Here is a 19,844-nt window from a genome sequence, read left to right as displayed (position 1 = left end):
CGCTTTACCCATAAGAGATATAGATAAATTTTACATAAATAGAAGGATTCAATAATGAAAACAATCGGCTTATTAGGTGGAATGAGTTGGGAATCGACAGCGCTTTATTATCAGAAAATTAATAAAATGGTTCATCATAAATTAGGAAAATTGCACTCAGCTAAGGTCATTATTAATAGTGTTGATTTTGAAGAAATAGCAGCCTTGCAAGCGAAGGGTTTATGGCAAGAAGCTGGCACATATTTAGCTGAGCAAGCACAAAATTTAGAAAAAGCAGGGGCAGATTGTATTTTGGTGTGTACTAACACCATGCATAAAGTTGCTGCACAGATTGAAGATTCAATTACGGTTCCTTTCTTACACATTGCTGATGCAACTGCAAAAGAAATTTTGAGTCAAAACATTGGTAAAGTTGCATTGTTAGGGACTGCTTTTACAATGGAGCAAGATTTTTATAAAGCTCGATTACAAGATCATGGAATTGATGTTGTTATTCCAAATGAAGAAGATCGAAAGACAGTCCATCGCATTATTTATGAAGAACTTTGTTTAGGTGTGATTAACCCCGATTCTCAGCAAAAGTATATTGCTATTGTAGAGAGGCTTATAGCTGAAGGTGCCCAAGGAATTATCTTAGGTTGTACCGAAATTTGTATGTTAATTGGTGAGCTTAAATTCTCGGTTCCTTTATTTGATACGACCACCATTCATGCAAAAGAGGCGGTGAGTTTTAGCTTGAATGAAAATAAGAATTTTCATAGCACCAATTTAAATATATCTGCTGCAATTTCTGGGAATACTGTTTAGCAATATTTGGAATATCCTTTGTCATTAAACGTTAAGCTTGTGTCGTCAAATGTAAAGTGGCCCATATCCTAACTGTTGTAATTTTGGTTATTGCTTTTATAGGCACTCAATAAAAAACCAAAATATGGAATAGGACATGACGTTGACGAAAGCTATACGTTTCTATGGAACAGGAACGCCAGAAGTATTGCGCTATGAAGATGTAGAAGTAGGAGATCCAAAAGCAGGGGAAGTACGCCTACGTCATGTGGCAGTCGGTTTAAATTATGCCGATACATATTTTCGTAATGGAACCTATCAAATTCCAATGCCTAATGGCATGGGCGTCGAAGCATCTGGTGTTATCGAAGCTTTAGGTGAAGGAGTAACTCAGCTTAAAGTAGGTGATCGAGTTACCTATACAGGTTTTTTAAATACGTTAGGTGCATATAGCACCCACCGTTTAATTCCAGCAAATGCTTTAATTAAATTACCCGAAGAAATTTCTTGTGAAACAGCGGCAGCCATGACCATGCGAGGGTTGACCGCTGCTTATCTAATGCGCCGCATTTATGACTTTAAAGCGGGCGATTCAATTTTATTACATGCAGCCGCAGGTGGTGTTGGGCTGATCGTTTCTCAATGGGCTAAATTACTTGGCCTAACTGTTATCGGGACCACATCTTCAGAAGAAAAAGCTGCCGTAGCGCGAGCTCATGGTTGTGATCATGTCATTAACTACAGTCATGAAAATGTTGCTGAGCGTGTACGTGAGTTAACAGGCGGCGTGGGTGTAAATGTCGTTTTCGATAGTGTTGGCCAAGCCACTTTCATGAGTTCATTAGACTCTCTCAAACGCCGTGGTTTGTTGGTCTGCGTGGGAACAGCGTCTGGTCCAATCCCTGCTTTTGATCCGGTATTACTCGCCGTGAAAGGATCATTGTTTGTCACACGTCCAGCTTTGGCAGATTACATTGCAGATCCTGCTGAGAAGAAAGAACTGGCAAATGAATTATTTGATCATGTTCGACATGGGCGAATCAAAATTGAAATTAATCAGCGCTATGAGCTAAAGGATGCCGTGCAAGCTCATCGTGATTTGGAAGCACGTAAAACAATAGGTTCATCAATCTTTGTAATTTGAAGGGATTTCTTATGCAAATTGAACAGTTAACTTGCAATATTGGTGCAGAGCTCAGTGGCGTCAAACTTGCTGATGCGATTTATGATGATGGATTATTTGCTAAAATTCGCACACAACTACTTAAACATCGTGTGTTGTTTTTACGAGATCAGCACTTAACCCGTCAGGATCATGTCGCATTTGCAGAAAAATTTGGACAATTAGAAGATCATCCCGCGGTAGGCAGCCATCCTGATCATCCGGGTTTGGTGCAGATCTATAAACATCCTGAAAGTCCTGTCGATCGTTATGAAAATGCTTGGCACAGCGATGCAAGCTGGCGCAAGGTTCCACCGATGGGATGTGTGCTGCACTGTGTCGAATGCCCACCTGTAGGTGGTGACACCATGTGGACCAATATGGTCATGGCCTATGCGTCTTTACCCGACGATATTAAGGCTAAGATTGCAGACTTACGTGCCTACCACAGCATAGAAGCGAGTTTTGGTGCGGCTATGCCACTTGAAAAACGCTTGGACTTAAAAGCAAAGTTTCCCGATGCTGAGCACCCAGTGGTACGTACTCATCCTGAAACGGGAGAGAAAATTTTATACGTCAACGCGTTCACAACTCACTTCAGTAACTATCACACCAAAGAGCGAGTCAGATTTGGACAAGATGCCAATCCGGGCGCAGCTGAACTACTGCGTTACTTAATTTCTCAAGCCTATATTCCTGAGTTTCAAGTGCGTTGGCGTTGGAAGCCTAACAGCATTGCCATCTGGGATAACCGCAGCACACAACATTATGCAGTCATGGATTATCCACCTTGCCACCGAAAAATGGAACGGGCCGGCATTATTGGTGACGCAACCTATTAAATCTATAGGTTAATAATTTTATCTAAATGAAAATTCTATAAATATATCAGGAGATGCACATGCAATTCTTTGACGACTCAATGCACCCAGAAAATATGGAAAAAGTAGTAATCACGGTTGCACCGTATGGTCCCGAATGGATGCCAGAAGACTTTCCCGAAGATATTCCAGTGACCATGGATGAGCAAATACAAAAAGCGGTTGAGTGCTATGAAGCGGGCGCGACGGTGCTGCATTTACATGTCCGTGAGCTTGATGGCAAAGGCTCTAAACGCTTGTCAAAGTTTAATGAGCTTATCGCAGGTGTTCGTGAGGCTGTGCCTGACATGATTATTCAGGTGGGTGGTTCGATTTCATTTGCACCAGAGAGTGAAGGTGAAGCGGCTCTATGGCTAAGTGATGACACTCGACATATGTTGGCTGAACTCACTCCAAAGCCCGATCAGGTTACGGTGGCAATTAACACCACACAAATGAATATTATGGAATTGCTCTATCCTGAATATTTAGAAGGGACTTCATTGGCACATCCTGCGACTCAGGCAGCATATGCAGAGATGACTGTGCCAGCAGGTCCTGCATGGGTCACTGAACACATCAAGCGCTTATGTAAAAACAATATTCAACCGCACTTTCAGTTAACGGGTATGCATGGCCTTGAGACGTTAGAACGTATGGTACGTAAAGGATTGTACATGGGGCCGTTAAACTTAACTTGGATTGGAATCGGCGGTGGTTTTGATGGTCCAAATCCATTTAATTTCTTTAATTTTATTCATCGTGTACCTGATGGGTGTACTTTGACATCAGAATCTCTACTCAAAAATGTGTTGCCTTTTAACACCATGTCGATGGCAATGGGTTTACATGCGCGTGTAGGTAATGAAGACACGATCATTGATCATCATGGACGTCGTTTTTCATCTGTAGAGCAAATTAAGCAAACCGTTCGAATCGCTCATGAACTAGGCCGTGAAATTGCCTCAGGAAAAGAAGCCCGTGAAATTTATCGTATTGGGGTGCAATACAACAGTATTGAAGAAACCCTAATCGCAAATGGTATGGCACCCAACCGTAAAGCTGGGCAAAAGGGCGTGCCGCAGCGTAAATAATGTGACAGGGTCTAACGGAATTTAGACCTCAATTGTAGTGCAGCTTATTCATTTTGATTTTAAAAGTGCGTTGCTGCACTAGCTAAATAGAAATTATAAAAATACAAGGAGGTCGTATGAATGCACATCAGTATTCAGATCAGATGAGCGATGTTGATACGTCAATCAGTATACCTCGTCGTTATGCATGGCTTGTTTTTGCTTTGACATTTGGTCTGCTCATTTCAGATTACATGTCACGACAAGTCTTAAACGCAGTTTTTCCTTTACTTAAAAATGAGTGGTTGCTCAGCGATAGCCAGTTAGGTTTGCTCAGTGGCATTGTGGCGTTAATGGTGGGTTTATTGACTCTGCCGTTGTCTTTAATGGCAGACCGTTTTGGACGAGTTAAAAGCTTGGCCATTATGGCGACGTTATGGAGTTTAGCGACTTTAGGATGTGCGCTTGCTGAAAATTATGAGCAGATGTTTATTGCTCGTTTTATGGTTGGTGTGGGTGAGGCTGCTTATGGCAGCGTTGGAATAGCAGTGGTTGTGGCTGTTTTTCCACGAGAAATGCGTGCAACACTTGCCAGTGCTTTTATGGCGGGTGGCGTATTTGGCTCGTTTTTGGGTGTGGCTTTAGGTGGTGTACTCGCACAGCATTTCGGTTGGCGTTGGGCTTTTGGAGGCATTGCTTTATTTGGTCTCATTTTGGCTTTTCTATATCCAATTTTAGTGAAAGAAAACAGAATAAACGCAACACCTCAAAATAAAATTCGTAGTAAAACCCAGCACATAAAAAGCCCTTTAAAAACTTTATATTCAAGTCGTTCAGTCATTGCCACTTACATTGGTAGTGGTCTGCAATTATTTGTTGGTGGCACAGTGATTGTCTGGATGCCGAGTTATCTCAATCGCTATTACGGCATGAGTACCGACAAAGCAGGCGTAATGGCAGCGATCATTTTGCTATGTAGTGCAGTAGGCACAATTCTATGCGGCATGTTGTGTGATTATTTGGGCCGTAACTGTCCAGATCGTAAGGTCAGTTTAGCGATTACATACTGCTTGCTCGGTTGTGTTCTTTTATTAATTGCTTTTGCTGCGCCTGCGGGACTTAATCAGTTACTTCTCATCTGCTTAGGAATGTTTATTGCCCTAGGAACCAATGGGCCATCTAGTGCCATGGTGGCCAATCTCACACATAACTCAGTTCATGGCTCTGCATTTGCAACACTCACTTTAGCTAACAATTTTCTTGGTTTAGCGCTTGGTCCTTTGGTGGTTGGCAAAGTATCTGATGTGATTGGTTTACACAGCGCATTTCAACTCATGCCGTTGGTCAGTATTGCAGCTGCAGCCGTATTTTTTTATGCCAAACGCCATTATCACAAAGATATCTCACGCTTTGAGCAGCAAGTAATAACTGAGCTTAAAAATCATTCAGATAACCAAATACAAAAATGCGGGATGAATAACAAATGATGATTCGGCAATTACATATTGATGTATTTTTTGACTTTATTTGTCCTTGGTGTTTGATCGGAAAACGTCAGTTACTGATCGCTATAAATAGATTTTATCAGCTTCACCCCAAAGTCAAAGTTATCGTGCGCTGGCGAGGTGTTCAGCTCATACCCGACTTGGCAATTGAAGGGGTACCTTTTCAAACGTTTTATTTGAAACGGTTAGGTAGCGTGACAGCAGTTCGTATGAGACAAGAACAAGTCAATAAAGCTGCAAATAAAGTTGGGCTTAAGATCGATTTTGATCAAATTAAACGGATGCCAAATACGGCCAAAGCTCATCGCTTATTTGATAAAGCTTTAAAGATAGGAACTCCTGAGCAGTGTAATGCATTGTTAGAACAACTCTTTGCTGCATATTTTTATGATGGGTTAGACATCGGAAATACCACTACTTTATACAAAATCGCGAAACGTTGTGGCTTCTCACCTGAGCTTATCAAAGATTTACTTATTCAAGATCATCAAGATTTTATCTCTGCAAGTACAGGAGGTAATGGCGTGCCTTACTTTATTTTTGATAGGGCTTCTGCCTTAGTGGGCGCGCAGTCAGCAGATGCACTTTATCAAGCGATGCAAGAGGCAATGCTGGCACAAGGAGAGTTGATATGACCAACCGATTTGAAGTGCCTTTTGAAAAAATTCCCAATTCAGGTGAGCGGGCTTTTTTAAAAATTGGAGATAAAACTCTCGCACTATTTAACATTGCGACTCAATTTTATGCGATCGATGACAGCTGTCCTCATCAGGGCGCATCGCTATTTAGTGGACGTCTAGAAGGACGAGTGATTCAGTGCTGTGCCCATGGTCTACGCTTTGATTTAACAAATGGCTGTTTAGTTAATTCTGCTCATCTCAAAGTTGCAACCTATCCCATAGAAGTGATCGAGGACAAAGTATTTATTGTGATGGGTTGTGGGGAAAATCATGAGTAGTTTAGTTTTGAAAAATTTTTCCCAGCGTACAAGAGAATTAGCACCAGGCTTTGTGGTCAGTTCGGTCGTTGCAGCGGCCGCCTGTTTCTTATCAGAGCACTATGGCGCGCCAGTTATGCTATTTGCACTACTGCTCGGCATGAGCGTGAATTTTTTAGCTGCTGAAAGTAAATGTAAGGCAGGTATCGAGTTTACCGCACGTAGTGTGCTGCGGATGGGCATCGCGTTACTCGGCATGCGTATAACTTTAGGACAAATTACCGCACTAGGTTGGCAACCAGTTGCGTTAGTTATCACTTTGGTTGTTGTCACAATTACAGTTTCTGTTATTGCCGCTAAAATTTTAGGCTTCCAAAAACTATTTGGCATGCTCACTGGTGGATCAACGGCAATCTGCGGTGCCTCAGCCGCACTGGCGCTATCGGCTGCTTTTCCAAATCATCCGCAAAAAGAAAAGGCGACTTTGTTTACCGTGATTGGCGTGTCGGCACTTTCAACCTTTGCAATGATTGTCTATCCGATGATTGCGAAGTGGCTAGAGTTATCGCCACAAGCGGCTGGTGTGTTTCTTGGTGCTACGATTCACGATGTGGCGCAAGTGGTCGGCGCTGGTTATAGCATGTCCACTCAAACAGGTGATACAGCGACTGTAGTTAAGCTCATGCGTGTGGCAATGCTGCTTCCAGTAATTGTTTGTGCAGCCATGATTACCCGTATGCAAGGTGCAGATTCAACAGGGGAGCGGCCACCATTGCTGCCTTGGTTTGCCGTTGGCTTTTTACTACTCGCTTGTATTAACAGTACAGGATGGGTACCAGCGATGGTTCAAAATGGAATCAATGATTTATCACGCTGGTTTTTAGTCATTGCAATTAGTGCTTTAGGGATGAAAACTCAGTTAAAAGAATTAGCATCGGTCGGCATTAAACCGATTCTTTTAATGATCGGTGAAAGCATCTTTTTAGTGATATTGGTTCTTGGGCTTATGCGCTTGTGGTTTTAATTTTAAAAATTAGATTTTTAAGGAAGCTGTGGAATGGTTCTCCAGCTTCCTTATATTTTAAATGACTTCATTTGGCTTCACATAAAGAGAAATTAATTGAGCAGGGCTTTATTGTGACTACGCCACATATTCGGTGACATACCAAATTGGCTAATGAACCAACGGGTAAAAGAACTCGGCATTGAGTAACCTAAAATATCAGACACTTGAGCAAGTGAATAATTTAGATTTTTTAAATAACGAAATACGAGATCTTTGCGTACTTCATTCATTAAATCACTAAAACTCGTCTGAGCTTCTTCTAATCGACGCTGTAAAGTCCGCACGTGAATACCATGTGTTTGAGCGACTTGATCAATCGTAGCGCGGCCCATTGGCAAAAGAAGATAAATACTTTTACGAATATCAAAAATCATGGTCGATTCATTACTATTCTGCAAAATATCTAAATAACGCTGTGCATGGTTAGCCATCGCCAGATTTGCTTGAGGGTTTGTTGTATCAAGTTCGGCTGCTGTACAAACAATGCCATTAAAGTCACTGCCAAACTCTAGTGCACAGCCAAAAATCCGCCGATGCAAAGTTAAATCACTAGGCGAGTTATGAGTGAAGTGTACACTTAACGGCCGCCATTTTTGCATCATGAGTGCTGCACAAAAACGATGGGTGATTCCTAAAGCAAGTTCCGTCGCTTGGCGACTATATCCGCAAGTTGTTGTCACAACTTCTTCTCGAATAACTACTGTATCGTCAATTTCTTCTATATATATTTCAAGTGAGTTATTGAGTAAATTCCTATAACGAACAATCGTTTGTAGCGCTTCTCTCAAGGTATATTGGTAGCTTAATAATAAGCTCAGTTCACCAAAATCCGCGATTTCGCGTTGCTCTGCCATATGTAAACCGAAAACATCGCAATTACTCATTTGGGCTGAGTCTTCAAGCAAGGTAATGGCTTTATCTACAGGAATACGTTGTTTAAGATCATTCAATTGAGTTTGGCTAAGCCCAACACGTGATAATAAATGGTAGGGATTTAGATCTAATTGCTGAGCAACTGCCAAATAATTTTTTAAAGAGGCGGTATGCGCAAGAGGCACCATTTTATTATCTCCTGTTCTTAATCAGCCATATTCCTTACAGCTCATATCTAGTTATAACTAAAATATCCACATTACAAAAGCTTTTATTTAAGCGCCTAATCATGATGTCGATTTAATTTTAAAGCTGTTCTCTTAATGCATTTGTAATTACAAAAACTATTTTAATTAATTTACGAAATTTTAAAAAGATGTGTCGTCAAATGAAAAGTCCGTGACGCCTTATGTACACCATTAACTGAAATGAGCCTTTATTGTGAATAGAGTTTTATAAAAATTCTTATGCATCCTAGATGGCAAAATTCACAGGCGTCGAAATGGAAAAAATACAAACCAAAGCAACAATTTTAATTATTCCGGGGTTACGCGATCATGTTCCCGAGCATTGGCAAACGATCTTAGAAACAAAGCTAGCAAAGGTTCGCTCTGTACCACCTGTAGAAACTAATAAACTCAATTGTGAAAATAGAGTTGCTGCTATTCAGGCACAACTCGAACAAATACAAGGGCCTGTCATTTTGGTCGCACACAGCGCTGGTGTGCTGATGACAATACACTGGGCTGCAAAATATCAACGACCAATTCAAGGAGCTCTACTTGTGGCTCCACCTGACTTAAACGAAAGCTGGCCAGAAAATTATCCAAGCCCAACTGTACTTCATCAAGAAGGATGGAGTCCTTTACCAGATCAAGAACTACCTTTTCCCAGCATTTTGGTTGCAAGCACCAATGACCATTTAGCTCGTTATGAAGCTGTCAGTGAAATGGCAGAAAAGTGGGGTAGTCGACTCGTAAATTTAGGTGAAGTGGGACATTTAAACCCTGCATCTGGCTTTGGCTATTGGCCTTTAGCTGAACAATTCATTCAACAGTTAGATCAGGTCGAACAACCAGCCTAGTGCAAAAAAATACCTGCTTATGTAAACCATTTAAAAGCCAATGGATGGCTTTGAGTAATAAGCAATAAATAAAAAAATCATATTTATAGGGAGATAATATGATGGGTCATTACGTCTATTTAAAACAAAGAAATAATCACGTTTTATATATTCAAAAAATAGGTGTTTCATTAAGCCTAATTTTATTTATGTCTAAAGCAAATACAGCCAGTTTTGATATTGATAAAGACTGGAAGGTTAATACAAAAACGACATTAAGCTTAGGAGCCAGTTGGAGTACGCAAGATCCATCCGTTTCATTACTTTATCGGCCAGATACAAACGAAATAGGCAAACAAGGCGCTAGCATTGATGTAAATGGTGATGATGGGCGTATGAATTTTAGTAAATATGATGCCATTTCACAGATCATCAGAGGCATAACTGAAGTTAAGCTAAATGGAAAACAGCAGGGTGCGGTTATTAGCACTAAATACTGGTATGACCATGCCTATGAGACAGGGCAAGGAGACTTTAAACCTTTTAATGATTCAGCGTGGCCAAGGCTCGCAAAGTTCAAAGGTATCGATTTATGGAATGCCTATATATGGAAAGATTGTGAATTAGACGATGGAAAAAGCATCAATTTAAAATTAGGCAAACAGACTTTAAATTGGGGGAAATCTCAGTTTTTTCAAAACGGTTTAAATTCGGTGAGTGCTTTTGATTTTGCTGCAATTAACCGACCGGGTGGTGATGCAAAAGAAAGAATCATTCCAACCGAAATGTTTTCGTTCGACACAAGCATTAATAAAAATTTGAAAATAGAAGGGTTCTATCAATTTAAATTTAGACCTTCAGTTGTTGATGGTAACGGAACTTTTTTTGAGATTTCAGACTTTGTCCCCGAAAACGCAGGTCCAGTTCTGATTGCTGGAGGTGGAGATAAATTATCAGATACCGCAATTCGTTTACGTACCTATATTCCACGTGCAGAAAGTAGAAAAGCAAAGGATAATGGCCAATATGGTATTGCTTTAAAACAGACATTAGCCAGTTTAAATAATGCTGAGTTAGGTATTTACTATGCGAACTACCATAGCCGTAATGCAAACTTTGATGGAACGGCTGTAACAGCAGCAGGACCCGAACATTTTAATAGCGCAAGTTATTTTTCTATCTATCCTGAAAATATCAAAATGTTTGGATTAAGTCTGTCTGGGAAAGTTGGAACAACAACCATTTTTAGTGAATTAACCCACAAACCTAATCAACCTTTGCAGCTAAACGGCACAGACATTGTCTATGCTCAAGTGCTATTGGAAGGAACACCATTTGCGCCGCCGGGAAAAACTGTTGGATTGGGTCAATATATCCAAGGATATGTACGTTTACCCGTAACACAATTTTCGGTTGGAGCAACTGATAGCATATTCAATATTTGGGGCGCGAATTCGATGACATGGTCTACAGAGTTTGCCTTAAACCATATTGCAGATATTGGTAATCATCGGATTGGTCGGACTGGTGCATTTGGCCGTAGTGAGCTTTCAACAGGTGCTTATAATCCTGAAACAGGCGACTTTAAATGTACGCCGTATGGTACAGCCCATCTTACCAATGCAGAAATAGACAATTTAAATGAACGCTTTTGTAATAAAAACGGTTTTTTTAATGAATGGTCATTTGGCTACCGATTACGTGGAGCATTAAATTACCAAGATATTTTACCTTCTACCGTGATTACGCCAAGTCTTAGTTTTAGACACGATGTTTATGGGTATAGCCAAAACTTTCAAGAAGGGCAAATGAGTGTAACTGCGGCGTTATCTATGACTTATCAGCAAAAATATACAACAGAGATTGCCTATAATAACTTTTTTGGTTCTAATGAATTTAGCACGATAGATGATCGAGATTTTGTATCATTAACATTTAAAGCTAATTTTTAGTTCAATTATTTTATAAAAAATATAGAAAGGCTCGTTATAAATGATATTTATACGTGGAGGATAACTTTGAAATTTAGATCAAAAATTGATTGGTGGCTTTTATTAATATTTGTTGTGATCACTGCCAATATCGTTATGAAAATTTATGAAGCAAATTATCATTATTCTTTAGCTTCAAATTTTCCACACCTCGTCATTTATAGTTTAGTCATTTTGGTTATTTGGCTTCCGGTCTTTAACACGTATTACGTAGTAGAAAACAACACATTAATCATTAAGAGCTTGGTATTTCGATGGAAAATTAATATCAATGATATTACTCAAATAGAACCTACCCATAATCCACTTTCTTCTCCAGCATTATCGCTAGATCGACTTAAAATTTATTATATGAAAGATGGAAGAATGGCTACAGTAATGATCTCGCCCAAAGATAAAGAGAGCTTTTTAAATACTTTAAACAATAGTTCTGGGACCAAGTTCTAATTGATAGTTAATGAAGAAAGTAAATTAAGTGCCTAATAAATACTCAGTTATGTATTAGATTTTTGAAAAATACGGTCTGTAATGCTCAGCACAGTTAAATAAATCAACTATAAGTCTCTCTTCTAAAGCATTAACCTGTATTTATTGCGAATAAATAAAATGGAGATAAAAGATGCTTAACGATTTTTTGAAGCCAACTTTAGGCATTACGGTTGTATGTGTACTTGCAGGATGTGCTTCATCCTCTCAATATCCAATTACTGATAGTTATGGGCCAGACCCAAAACTTCCTGAGCCTAAATCAAGCCTATTACCAACCGTTAATATAGCCCCAGCAGAAGGCTGGCCGAGTGGGGTAATGCCAAAAACAGCAGAAGGTTTAAAGGTCAAAGCATTTGCCAAAGGACTTGAGCATCCGCGTTGGCTTTATGTGTTACCAAATGGCGATGTATTGGTTGCCGAAACAGATGCTCCGCCTAAACCAGAAGACAGCAAAGGTATTAAAGGTAAAATCATGTCTTTTGTGATGAGACGAGCAGGCTCATCTCATCCAAGTGCAAACCGTATTAGCTTATTTCGTGACACTAATGGAGACGGAGTTGCCGATCAGAAAACGGTATTTCTTCAAAACTTAAATTCTCCATTTGGTATGGCATTGGTCGGTAACAACTTATATATCGCTAATACGGATGCACTGGTGCGTTTTCCTTACCAAGAAGGAGAAACTCAAATTACAGCCAGTGGAACCAAAGTATTGGACTTACCGGGTGGTGCCTTAAACCATCATTGGACAAAAAATGTAATTGCTAACCCAGCTGGAACCAAGCTGTACATTACCGTTGGTTCTAACAGTAACGTTGCTGAAAATGGTTTAGATCAAGAAAAAGGTCGAGCACAAATTACGGAGTTTGACATCGCAAGTGGCCAGTCACGCCCATTTGCAACAGGACTGCGTAATCCGAATGGTATGGCTTGGCAACCTCAAAGCGGTAAACTCTGGACGGTTGTTAATGAGCGCGATGAAATTGGTAGTGACCTAGTACCCGATTATATGACATCGGTTCAAGACGGTGCTTTTTATGGTTGGCCTTATAGCTACTATGGTCAACATGTAGATGTGCGAGTAAAACCGCAAAATCCTGAAATGGTTGCTCGTGCAATTAAACCCGACTATGCGCTAGGTAACCATACGGCTTCTTTAGGCCTTGCATTTTATGCAGCCGAACTGATACCACAATTTAGAGGTGGGGCATTGATCGGTCAACATGGTTCTTGGAACCGGAAGCCTCACAGTGGTTATAAAGTCATTTTTGTACCATTTCGAAGTGGTCAGCCCTCTGGTCCACCGCAAGATATTTTGACTGGATTCCTCAGCGACCAAGGTAAAGCGTATGGTCGTCCTGTAGGTGTAGCAATTGATTTCTCAGGTGCCGTGTTAGTTGCAGATGATGTGGGCAATACGATTTGGCGCGTTTCGCCAGTTGCAGAGACGACTTATGAGACTCCATATAAAAAATAAATGGTCTAAATCTCATTTCATGACTTCATTATTTTTATTTTATTTCAACGGTATGAGATAAATAAATATTTTAAAATAACTGACTAATTTGCCCGAGATTTGGTGAATTAGTTAGTTTCCTTTATCTATCTATTTTAGTCTGAATTAAATCTGGTTCTTTTTACAATTTATTATTAAATTTTGATAGCATTCGCGTTATACACAATAAGAACTGTATATGAATTATGACCGATCAATTAAGAGCAAAATTTGAGAATTTAGAACTTAACGCAGGTTTAGGGAAAATTAGCGCCTTTATTTCCATGTCACTCAGCTTACTTTGCTTATTTGGTGCATTATGTTTTTTATTTCCCAGTGTATTAACTACCCCAGAACTCCGTCCTATTTACGCAAAACACTATCATCTTTTTTATTATGGCCTCATCACAGGCATTATTGTTAGTGCAGGTTTTGGAGCTTTTAGTGCCATTATCCGTCAAAACCGATATGGATTTTACGGGCTGTGTTTTTCACTTGTAGCAGCAGTTTTGGGCTGTGGTGTAATTGAAGCACCCGTTTTGCCAAGTGTACCGTTTTATGCAGGTATCGATTATTTTGTACTGACCTTATTCATTTTAGCGTTCATTTTTATTCCGCTTGAAGGCTTTTTTGCTAAAAATCCTGAACAAAAAATATTAAGAGTAGGGTGGGTGACCGATATGAAATATTTCATGGTCAGCCATATTGGAATCCAATTATTCAGTTTTTTAACAGTTATGCCAATTCAATATTGGATTACACATCTACCTGATAATCCAATTGTACCTTATGTACAAGCTCAGCCGATCTGGCTGCAATTTATTGAGTTGCTCATCGTGGTCGACTTTACGGTGTATTGGTTACATCGTGCCATGCATGAGGTTAATTTCTTATGGCGCTTTCACGCGATTCATCATTCAACTGAATATATGGATTGGTTAGCTTCTTCTCGTTTGCATGTCATTGAAGTGCTCATGACTCGCTTTATTGCGACTTTACCGATTTTCCTGTTAGGTTTTCATACTTCAGCTGTTTTTGCTTATTTAATCTTTATTTCGTTTCACGCTATTTTTATTCATTCCAATGTGCGTTTTCGTTTTCCATATTTGCGCTGGATTATCGCTACACCAGAATTCCACCATTGGCATCACTCTTCAGAAAAACCTGCGATTGATAAAAATTACGCAGCTTTTATTCCTCTATATGATGTCATCTTCAAAAGTGTATATATGCCAAATCATCTGGCAAGCGTGTATGGCACGGTGGGTTATAAAATTCCAAATAGTTTTATAAAACAATTTACATGGCCATTTAAAAAATATGTAAAGCGATTTTTAAAACCTTGGCGTGACCAATGAAATAAAAAATAGCCTCTATAGAGGCTATTTTTTTTAGGCTTATTTACTTTTAAAGTTTTTAAAAATCAAAAGAAGGGCAACAAACGATAGTAGGATAATAAAACAAATATAACTATTTGCTGTACTCATTAGCCCAATTTTCCCAACAAAATAGCCAGCTAAAATTGCAGGAATACTAAATGCTAAATAACTTTCAACAAAAAATGCAGCCATAAGACCTGCACGTTCTTCTGGTAAAGCTAGCGGCATTACTGTGCGGATTGCGCCCATAAAAGCTGTACCAAAACCCACACCCGTAATAATAGAACCAAGAAATAAAACTACTGCATTTGTAAGATTAATTGCTAAAAATAAAACAGTTGAACCAATAGCAATTGAAAGAGTACCTATTAATAAAATACGATAATTTGTCGACTTTCTAAGCGTTAATATACCTGCCGCACCTGAGAGTGCTAGCGCCATAAACATAATACCGTTTAGCCATGCAGATGAAGTATGGAAAATTTTTGCCAGTAAAGAAGGCATAAGTGATAGGAAGAAACCACTGACCATCCAAAGCGCAATATTAATAGGACTAATACTCAATAAAGCACTTTTTGTTTGTGGGGGAATAGCCATATTGGGTTTTAAAGAGGCAAGTGCACCTGATCTTTTTTGGGCTGTTTCAGGGGTAAAAAAACTTAAAATGAGTTCACAAATAAGAAGAAGACATAAAAATTCAAAAACAAGCTGTAACGGTTGGGCAGAGAATTGCAAAATAGAACAAGTTAGAAATATACCAACAGCCATGCCGACCATTGGTGCGATACTATTAATAAGCGAACCCTGAAGCTTACTAAAATCTAAAATTGCTGCGCCTATAGCCGAGACAGCAAGCCCTGTTGCGATTCCTTGTAAGCCCCGTGCAATAAATAACATCGAAACATCTGAAGCAAATAAGAAAAAGCTCATCGAAATAATTTGCAGAAAAATGGCTGCAATAATGACAGGACGACGTCCAATATAGTCAGACAAAGAACCAATAATCAGTAATGAACCCAGCAGAGTAAAAGCATAAGTTGCAAAAATTAAAGTCAAAGTGACAGGTGAAAATTGCCAAAGCTGTTGGTATAGACGATAAAGTGGAGTCGGTGCACTAGACGCCGCCATAAAGGTCATGAGCGTGATTGTATTGAGTGTCAATGCACTTGCACTATCTAACTGAAAAACTGATCCAGACCGTTTTGAACTTGAATTGTTCATATAAGATGAATAACATAAAAGCGAATATTTAGCTTTTATACATTATTTTCACACTAAAGCAAATCCTTAGCTTTAGTGTATTTTGTATATAGATATAAATATTTATAAATTTTTTGATCCCTTTACAGAGTTTATAAATGGCAAAAGTTGTTACTGGCTTACGTCCTGGTGGTCGTAGTGAAAGAATTCAAACTGCGGTGCATCAAGCGGTAAAAGAGCTTCAAAAAACCTTAGAGCAGAGCCAAATTACCATACCTATGATCGCTCATGAGGCAGGAGTAACACCTTCGACAATTTACCGCCGTTGGGGCGATATTAATCAGCTATTTTCAGATGTAGCCCTAAATGAACTTAAACCTGATATGGAACCGAAAGATTTAGGTTCATTTCAGCTAGATATCACTGCATGGATTGAACAATATTTTGAGGAGTATTCTTCTGAAGTTGGTCAAACATTATTGCGTGATGTGCTATATACAGCCGACTCTTCAAATGCAAGAAAATGTGAAACCTTAATTATTCAACAACTTGATATTATTCAAGCCAGAGCTAAATCGCGTAATGAACCCACTATAAATAATGAAGAAATTATCGAAGCTGTTATTGCCCCTATGCTATTTCGCATCTTATTCACTGAACGTACCTTAAGCTTAGATTACGTCCACATTTTATTGGAACGGTTATTTAACGCTCCCTAATTTGAATTAATTTATTAAAGCCTATTAGTGAGATTTTTTTAACAAGAACGAGACACTTTATCTTGTTAAAAAATTATATATCAATTTTTCTTATTATTTTTAAACTAAATTTTCATAATTTATAATTTACATGTTTTTTATAAAATCATTTATTTAATAAATGTTGTGCTGGTATAAGACAATTAAACTTCTACAGCCATTTTTGTGCATGTTTTTACTTAAAATATTAAGATTAAATAATGCTTTATAGCGAATTTTGGTTGTTTTTTTATTTTTTAAAACTAGAAAATTAAAATCATTTTATATAATTTATTGAATGATTATTGAATTTGACATTTTTTAAATTTATAACACAGGCCGTTTTTTATTCTTTACAATGGCTTTTCCTTGATAAAGCAGCTTGTGGTGCACGCTTTATATTTTATTTTTTTATCCCCATCGAAAAGGTATTTAGATAATGGATTTCAATACCCTTGACCAAGAAACAGTACAGAAAAAACAGAAGTTTCACCAAATTTTGTATGTACAGGTCATCTTTGCAATTATTTTGGGCATTTTAATTGGTCATTTTTACCCAGAACTTGGCGAAAGTTTAAAACCGCTTGGTGATGCATTCATCAAGATCGTTAAAATGATTATTGCTCCCGTCATCTTTTTAACAGTTGTTACAGGCATTGCCAGTATGACAAACATGAGCCGAGTCGGCCGTGTAACTGGTAAAGCGATGCTTTATTTCCTTACCTTCTCAAGCTTGGCGCTTGTGGTTGGTATGATTGTGGCAAATATTATCCAACCAGGTAAAGGTCTTAATATTGACCCCGCTACCTTAGTCAACGATAAAGTAAATACTTACGTTGAAAAGGCGCATGCAACAAATATTACTGACTTCTTCATGAATATTATCCCGCAAACTCTAGTTAGCCCTCTGGCAGGTGGCGAGATTTTGCAGGTTCTGTTTGTGGCGGTATTATTTGGTATTTCTTTGGCTGCATTGGGTGACCGTGCACGTCCAATTACCGACTTCTTAAATAACTTAACAGCTCCAGTTTTTTACCTTGTTGGTATGTTAATGAAGCTGGCTCCAATCGGTGCTTTTGGTGCAATGGCTTTTACCATCGGTGCGTATGGAATCGAGTCAATTGGTAATTTATTACTATTAATTATGACATTCTATATTACAGCGGTATTGTTTGTCATAGTGATCCTAGGAGCTGTAGCCCGTTACAATGGCTTCTCAATTATTCATTTAATCCGTTATATCAAAGATGAACTTTGGTTGGTTCTAGGAACAAGTTCTTCTGAAGCAGCTTTACCATCTTTAATGGATAAAATGCAAAAAGCAGGTTGTGAAAAATCGGTGGTAGGTTTGGTGATTCCGACAGGTTATTCATTTAACCTTGATGGTACAAATATCTACATGACTATGGCGGCTCTATTCATCGCACAAGCGTGTAATGTTGACTTATCAATTAGTGAACAAATTGCATTGCTTCTTGTGGCAATGGTAAGTTCTAAAGGTGCAGCAGGGGTGACTGGTGCAGGCTTTATTACTCTGGCTGCCACTCTATCGGTTGTACCAGCGGTTCCTGTAGCAGGTATGGCTTTAATTCTTGGTATTGACCGTTTTATGTCGGAGTGCCGTGCATTAACAAATTTAGTTGGTAATGCTTGCGCAACAATTGTTGTAGCACGATGGGATAAAGCTTTAGATAAAGATCTTTTAGATAAAGCTTTAAAGAATCCTAAAGCAGAATAATCTTATAAAAAATCTGTAGCTGAGGGCAATTTGGGAGAGTAGCCCCGCTACAGATTTTTTGTTTAATATCTAACAATATATTTTAATTAAACCATTCTAAAGTTCTGCAATATTACTTATCTTTCAAAAAAGACCATACTGTAATTAAAATCGAGTCGTAAAAAATTATGCTTTTAAGTGATCCTCAAACTCTTCACCTAATTGCATCGCTAATGAATTACCTGCTAAATCACAGGTCACTAAACCATATTCTTTTTTAAAACTAAAAGTAAAACCTTTTCCATCAGCAAGATTTTTAACTGAATACCCTAACTTTTCTAACCAAATACGAAACGCAATCAAATTTTTAGCTTTAACAACCTTTTTCACGTGAGAACTCCTTCTATCCGTGGCATTACATCTTATTTATTAATAGGGTTTTAATTAGATTTTTTAAAGGGGGAAAACTTTGTTTTATTTTGCAACTTGTAAAAAAAGTAAGATAGAGAAAGAACAGTTTTCATTTTTATAAAAATATGGTGGTGTTATGTAACTAAAAAATAAAAACTTTTTACTTAATAGGTTATTTATTGGCGTGTTTTTAAGAAAATATAAATTTGAGGGAATTTTTAAAAAGATGAATAAATATGAAGAAAGTAAATGTAAAAAATAATTACGATCAACGTGCGCTATGCAAAAAGATACAGTTCTTAAAATGAAACTGTATCTCTTAAAAGAAGAAGCTTTAACTTTAAAAGTTATCTTTAAGTGCACGTAAATGAGCAAAGTCTTCAGCACTTTCTGCACGAAGAAAAGGATTGGTGGCTAATTCTAGTTCAATCGTACTCGGAAGAGTGATTGATCCTTGTTTACGTAGCTCACGAACTTTTTCAGCTCGTTCAGATAAGGCATGGTTATGCGGTTCTACCGTTAAGGCAAATTCGGCATTTGAAAGCGTGTATTCATGCGTACAATAAACTTTGGTTTGTGTTGGTAGCGCTGCTAAACGACTAATTGAGTGATACATTTGTTCAGCCGTACCTTCAAATAATCGTCCACATCCCATTGCAAACAAAGTGTCACCGCAGAATACAGCTTCTAACTCTTCAATAAAATACACAATGTGCCCTAAGGTGTGACCTGGGGTCGCGATAATCTCTACTTTTAAATCATTAAATTTTAAATGATCGTCATGTTGTAAGGGGTGAGTAATTCCCGGAATCTTTGTGAGCTCATCACGTGGACCATAGACAGTAATATTCTGAGCTGTTGTCAGATCTGCTACACCACCGATATGGTCTTTATGCCAATGAGTGAGCCAGATTTGTTTTAAAGTGAGTTGATGATTTTGACAAAATTGGGTCACAAGATCAGCTTCTGTTGGATCAACTGCAACAGCCTCTTGGGTTTCAGTATCTTCTAAAATCCAGATATAGTTTTGGAGGGCATTCTGTACATCAATAAAATGAATTCTATAACGCATTGTTTTATCCTAAAACCAAATCCAAAGA

19 protein-coding genes are annotated in these 19,844 nt (G+C 38.5%); 15 read left to right on the top strand and 4 right to left on the bottom strand.

Features of this window, described 5'->3' with window-relative positions:
- Positions 1-54 precede the first annotated feature (54 nt).
- The 8 genes from AW165_RS00610 to AW165_RS00575 all read left to right on the top strand — a co-directional run bounded on the left by AW165_RS00610 (position 55) and on the right by AW165_RS00575 (position 7,347).
- Complete coding sequence (locus AW165_RS00610) at positions 55-807, top strand: aspartate/glutamate racemase family protein (RefSeq protein ID WP_060464690.1); 753 nt, start codon at positions 55-57, stop codon at positions 805-807.
- A 136-nt stretch (positions 808-943) separates the two neighbouring features.
- Positions 944-1,930 (top strand): quinone oxidoreductase family protein, encoded by a 987-nt coding sequence (locus tag AW165_RS00605; RefSeq protein WP_032055584.1) that lies wholly within the window; start codon positions 944-946, stop codon positions 1,928-1,930.
- Between the two features lie 11 nt (positions 1,931-1,941).
- Positions 1,942-2,790, top strand: a complete 849-nt coding sequence (locus AW165_RS00600; protein ID WP_060464689.1) for a TauD/TfdA dioxygenase family protein — start codon at positions 1,942-1,944, stop codon at positions 2,788-2,790.
- A gap of 59 nt (positions 2,791-2,849) precedes the next feature.
- Positions 2,850-3,902, top strand: coding sequence for a 3-keto-5-aminohexanoate cleavage protein (locus tag AW165_RS00595; protein ID WP_060464688.1), 1,053 nt, complete (start codon positions 2,850-2,852; stop codon positions 3,900-3,902).
- 116 nt (positions 3,903-4,018) lie between these two features.
- Positions 4,019-5,368: an MFS transporter gene (locus AW165_RS00590; RefSeq protein WP_060464687.1), complete on the top strand. Its 1,350-nt coding sequence runs from the start codon at positions 4,019-4,021 to the stop codon at positions 5,366-5,368.
- Positions 5,365-6,021: a DsbA family oxidoreductase gene (locus AW165_RS00585; protein WP_060464686.1), complete on the top strand. Its 657-nt coding sequence runs from the start codon at positions 5,365-5,367 to the stop codon at positions 6,019-6,021. The genes AW165_RS00590 and AW165_RS00585 overlap by 4 nt, the downstream gene beginning before the upstream one ends.
- A gap of 14 nt (positions 6,022-6,035) precedes the next feature.
- Positions 6,036-6,344, top strand: a complete 309-nt coding sequence (locus tag AW165_RS00580) for a Rieske (2Fe-2S) protein (protein WP_081410503.1) — start codon at positions 6,036-6,038, stop codon at positions 6,342-6,344.
- The gene (locus AW165_RS00575; protein ID WP_060464684.1) at positions 6,337-7,347 is read left to right on the top strand and encodes a YeiH family protein; all 1,011 of its coding nucleotides are present in this window, start codon (positions 6,337-6,339) and stop codon (positions 7,345-7,347) included. Before AW165_RS00580 ends, AW165_RS00575 begins: the two co-directional genes overlap by 8 nt.
- A gap of 92 nt (positions 7,348-7,439) precedes the next feature.
- Here the strand turns inward: AW165_RS00575 and AW165_RS00570 are convergent, their stop codons facing one another.
- Positions 7,440-8,450, bottom strand: coding sequence for an AraC family transcriptional regulator (locus tag AW165_RS00570; RefSeq protein WP_033847517.1), 1,011 nt, complete (start codon positions 8,448-8,450; stop codon positions 7,440-7,442).
- A 290-nt stretch (positions 8,451-8,740) separates the two neighbouring features.
- Between AW165_RS00570 and AW165_RS00565 the strand changes: the two genes are divergently transcribed.
- The 5 genes from AW165_RS00565 to AW165_RS00545 all read left to right on the top strand — a co-directional run bounded on the left by AW165_RS00565 (position 8,741) and on the right by AW165_RS00545 (position 14,658).
- Complete coding sequence (locus tag AW165_RS00565; protein WP_081410479.1) at positions 8,741-9,346, top strand: RBBP9/YdeN family alpha/beta hydrolase; 606 nt, start codon at positions 8,741-8,743, stop codon at positions 9,344-9,346.
- Positions 9,347-9,447: 101 nt separating this feature from the next.
- A complete protein-coding gene (locus tag AW165_RS00560; protein WP_081410502.1) occupies positions 9,448-11,277 on the top strand; it encodes a DUF1302 domain-containing protein in 1,830 nt (609 codons plus the stop codon).
- Between the two features lie 66 nt (positions 11,278-11,343).
- The gene (locus AW165_RS00555; protein WP_017480817.1) at positions 11,344-11,763 is read left to right on the top strand and encodes a PH domain-containing protein; all 420 of its coding nucleotides are present in this window, start codon (positions 11,344-11,346) and stop codon (positions 11,761-11,763) included.
- A 172-nt stretch (positions 11,764-11,935) separates the two neighbouring features.
- Positions 11,936-13,282 carry a PQQ-dependent sugar dehydrogenase gene (locus tag AW165_RS00550; RefSeq protein WP_060464682.1) on the top strand — a complete coding sequence of 449 codons (1,347 nt, stop codon included), beginning with the start codon at positions 11,936-11,938 and terminating at the stop codon, positions 13,280-13,282.
- A gap of 224 nt (positions 13,283-13,506) precedes the next feature.
- Entirely contained in the window at positions 13,507-14,658 is a 1,152-nt protein-coding gene (locus tag AW165_RS00545) for a sterol desaturase family protein (RefSeq protein WP_060464681.1), read from the top strand.
- A gap of 39 nt (positions 14,659-14,697) precedes the next feature.
- Here the strand turns inward: AW165_RS00545 and AW165_RS00540 are convergent, their stop codons facing one another.
- A complete protein-coding gene (locus AW165_RS00540; protein ID WP_060464680.1) occupies positions 14,698-15,900 on the bottom strand; it encodes an MFS transporter in 1,203 nt (400 codons plus the stop codon).
- A gap of 137 nt (positions 15,901-16,037) precedes the next feature.
- On the opposite strand from AW165_RS00540, the gene AW165_RS00535 reads away from it, so the two are divergent.
- Positions 16,038-16,598 (top strand): TetR/AcrR family transcriptional regulator, encoded by a 561-nt coding sequence (locus tag AW165_RS00535; RefSeq protein ID WP_014207150.1) that lies wholly within the window; start codon positions 16,038-16,040, stop codon positions 16,596-16,598.
- 457 nt (positions 16,599-17,055) lie between these two features.
- Complete coding sequence (locus tag AW165_RS00530) at positions 17,056-18,354, top strand: dicarboxylate/amino acid:cation symporter (RefSeq protein WP_002119617.1); 1,299 nt, start codon at positions 17,056-17,058, stop codon at positions 18,352-18,354.
- Positions 18,355-18,519: 165 nt separating this feature from the next.
- Here AW165_RS00530 and AW165_RS00525 read toward each other — a convergent pair whose 3' ends face one another.
- Positions 18,520-18,723 carry a hypothetical protein gene (locus tag AW165_RS00525; protein ID WP_002119766.1) on the bottom strand — a complete coding sequence of 68 codons (204 nt, stop codon included), beginning with the start codon at positions 18,721-18,723 and terminating at the stop codon, positions 18,520-18,522.
- 361 nt (positions 18,724-19,084) lie between these two features.
- Positions 19,085-19,816 carry a hydroxyacylglutathione hydrolase gene (gene gloB / locus AW165_RS00520; protein ID WP_060464679.1) on the bottom strand — a complete coding sequence of 244 codons (732 nt, stop codon included), beginning with the start codon at positions 19,814-19,816 and terminating at the stop codon, positions 19,085-19,087.
- Positions 19,817-19,844: the final 28 nt, after the last annotated feature.

This window comes from Acinetobacter sp. LMB-5 (assembly GCF_001541635.1).
Lineage (GTDB): Bacteria > Pseudomonadota > Gammaproteobacteria > Pseudomonadales > Moraxellaceae > Acinetobacter > Acinetobacter pittii.
This window is presented reverse-complemented; position numbering and strand designations above follow the sequence as displayed.

Excerpts from the sequence above, each read along its gene's own strand:
- AW165_RS00570 (WP_033847517.1), bottom strand. The coding sequence starts at position 8,450 with ATGGTGCCTCTTGCGCATACCGCCTCTTTAAAAAATTATTTGGCAGTT.
- AW165_RS00590 (WP_060464687.1), top strand. The coding sequence starts at position 4,019 with ATGAATGCACATCAGTATTCAGATCAGATGAGCGATGTTGATACGTCA.
- gloB (WP_060464679.1), bottom strand. The coding sequence starts at position 19,816 with ATGCGTTATAGAATTCATTTTATTGATGTACAGAATGCCCTCCAAAAC.
- AW165_RS00535 (WP_014207150.1), top strand. The coding sequence starts at position 16,038 with ATGGCAAAAGTTGTTACTGGCTTACGTCCTGGTGGTCGTAGTGAAAGA.
- AW165_RS00530 (WP_002119617.1), top strand. The coding sequence starts at position 17,056 with ATGGATTTCAATACCCTTGACCAAGAAACAGTACAGAAAAAACAGAAG.
- AW165_RS00550 (WP_060464682.1), top strand. The coding sequence starts at position 11,936 with ATGCTTAACGATTTTTTGAAGCCAACTTTAGGCATTACGGTTGTATGT.
- AW165_RS00600 (WP_060464689.1), top strand. The coding sequence starts at position 1,942 with ATGCAAATTGAACAGTTAACTTGCAATATTGGTGCAGAGCTCAGTGGC.
- AW165_RS00565 (WP_081410479.1), top strand. The coding sequence starts at position 8,741 with ATGGCAAAATTCACAGGCGTCGAAATGGAAAAAATACAAACCAAAGCA.
- AW165_RS00540 (WP_060464680.1), bottom strand. The coding sequence starts at position 15,900 with ATGAACAATTCAAGTTCAAAACGGTCTGGATCAGTTTTTCAGTTAGAT.
- AW165_RS00595 (WP_060464688.1), top strand. The coding sequence starts at position 2,850 with ATGCAATTCTTTGACGACTCAATGCACCCAGAAAATATGGAAAAAGTA.
- AW165_RS00545 (WP_060464681.1), top strand. The coding sequence starts at position 13,507 with ATGACCGATCAATTAAGAGCAAAATTTGAGAATTTAGAACTTAACGCA.
- AW165_RS00575 (WP_060464684.1), top strand. The coding sequence starts at position 6,337 with ATGAGTAGTTTAGTTTTGAAAAATTTTTCCCAGCGTACAAGAGAATTA.
- AW165_RS00560 (WP_081410502.1), top strand. The coding sequence starts at position 9,448 with ATGGGTCATTACGTCTATTTAAAACAAAGAAATAATCACGTTTTATAT.
- AW165_RS00585 (WP_060464686.1), top strand. The coding sequence starts at position 5,365 with ATGATGATTCGGCAATTACATATTGATGTATTTTTTGACTTTATTTGT.
- AW165_RS00605 (WP_032055584.1), top strand. The coding sequence starts at position 944 with ATGACGTTGACGAAAGCTATACGTTTCTATGGAACAGGAACGCCAGAA.
- AW165_RS00610 (WP_060464690.1), top strand. The coding sequence starts at position 55 with ATGAAAACAATCGGCTTATTAGGTGGAATGAGTTGGGAATCGACAGCG.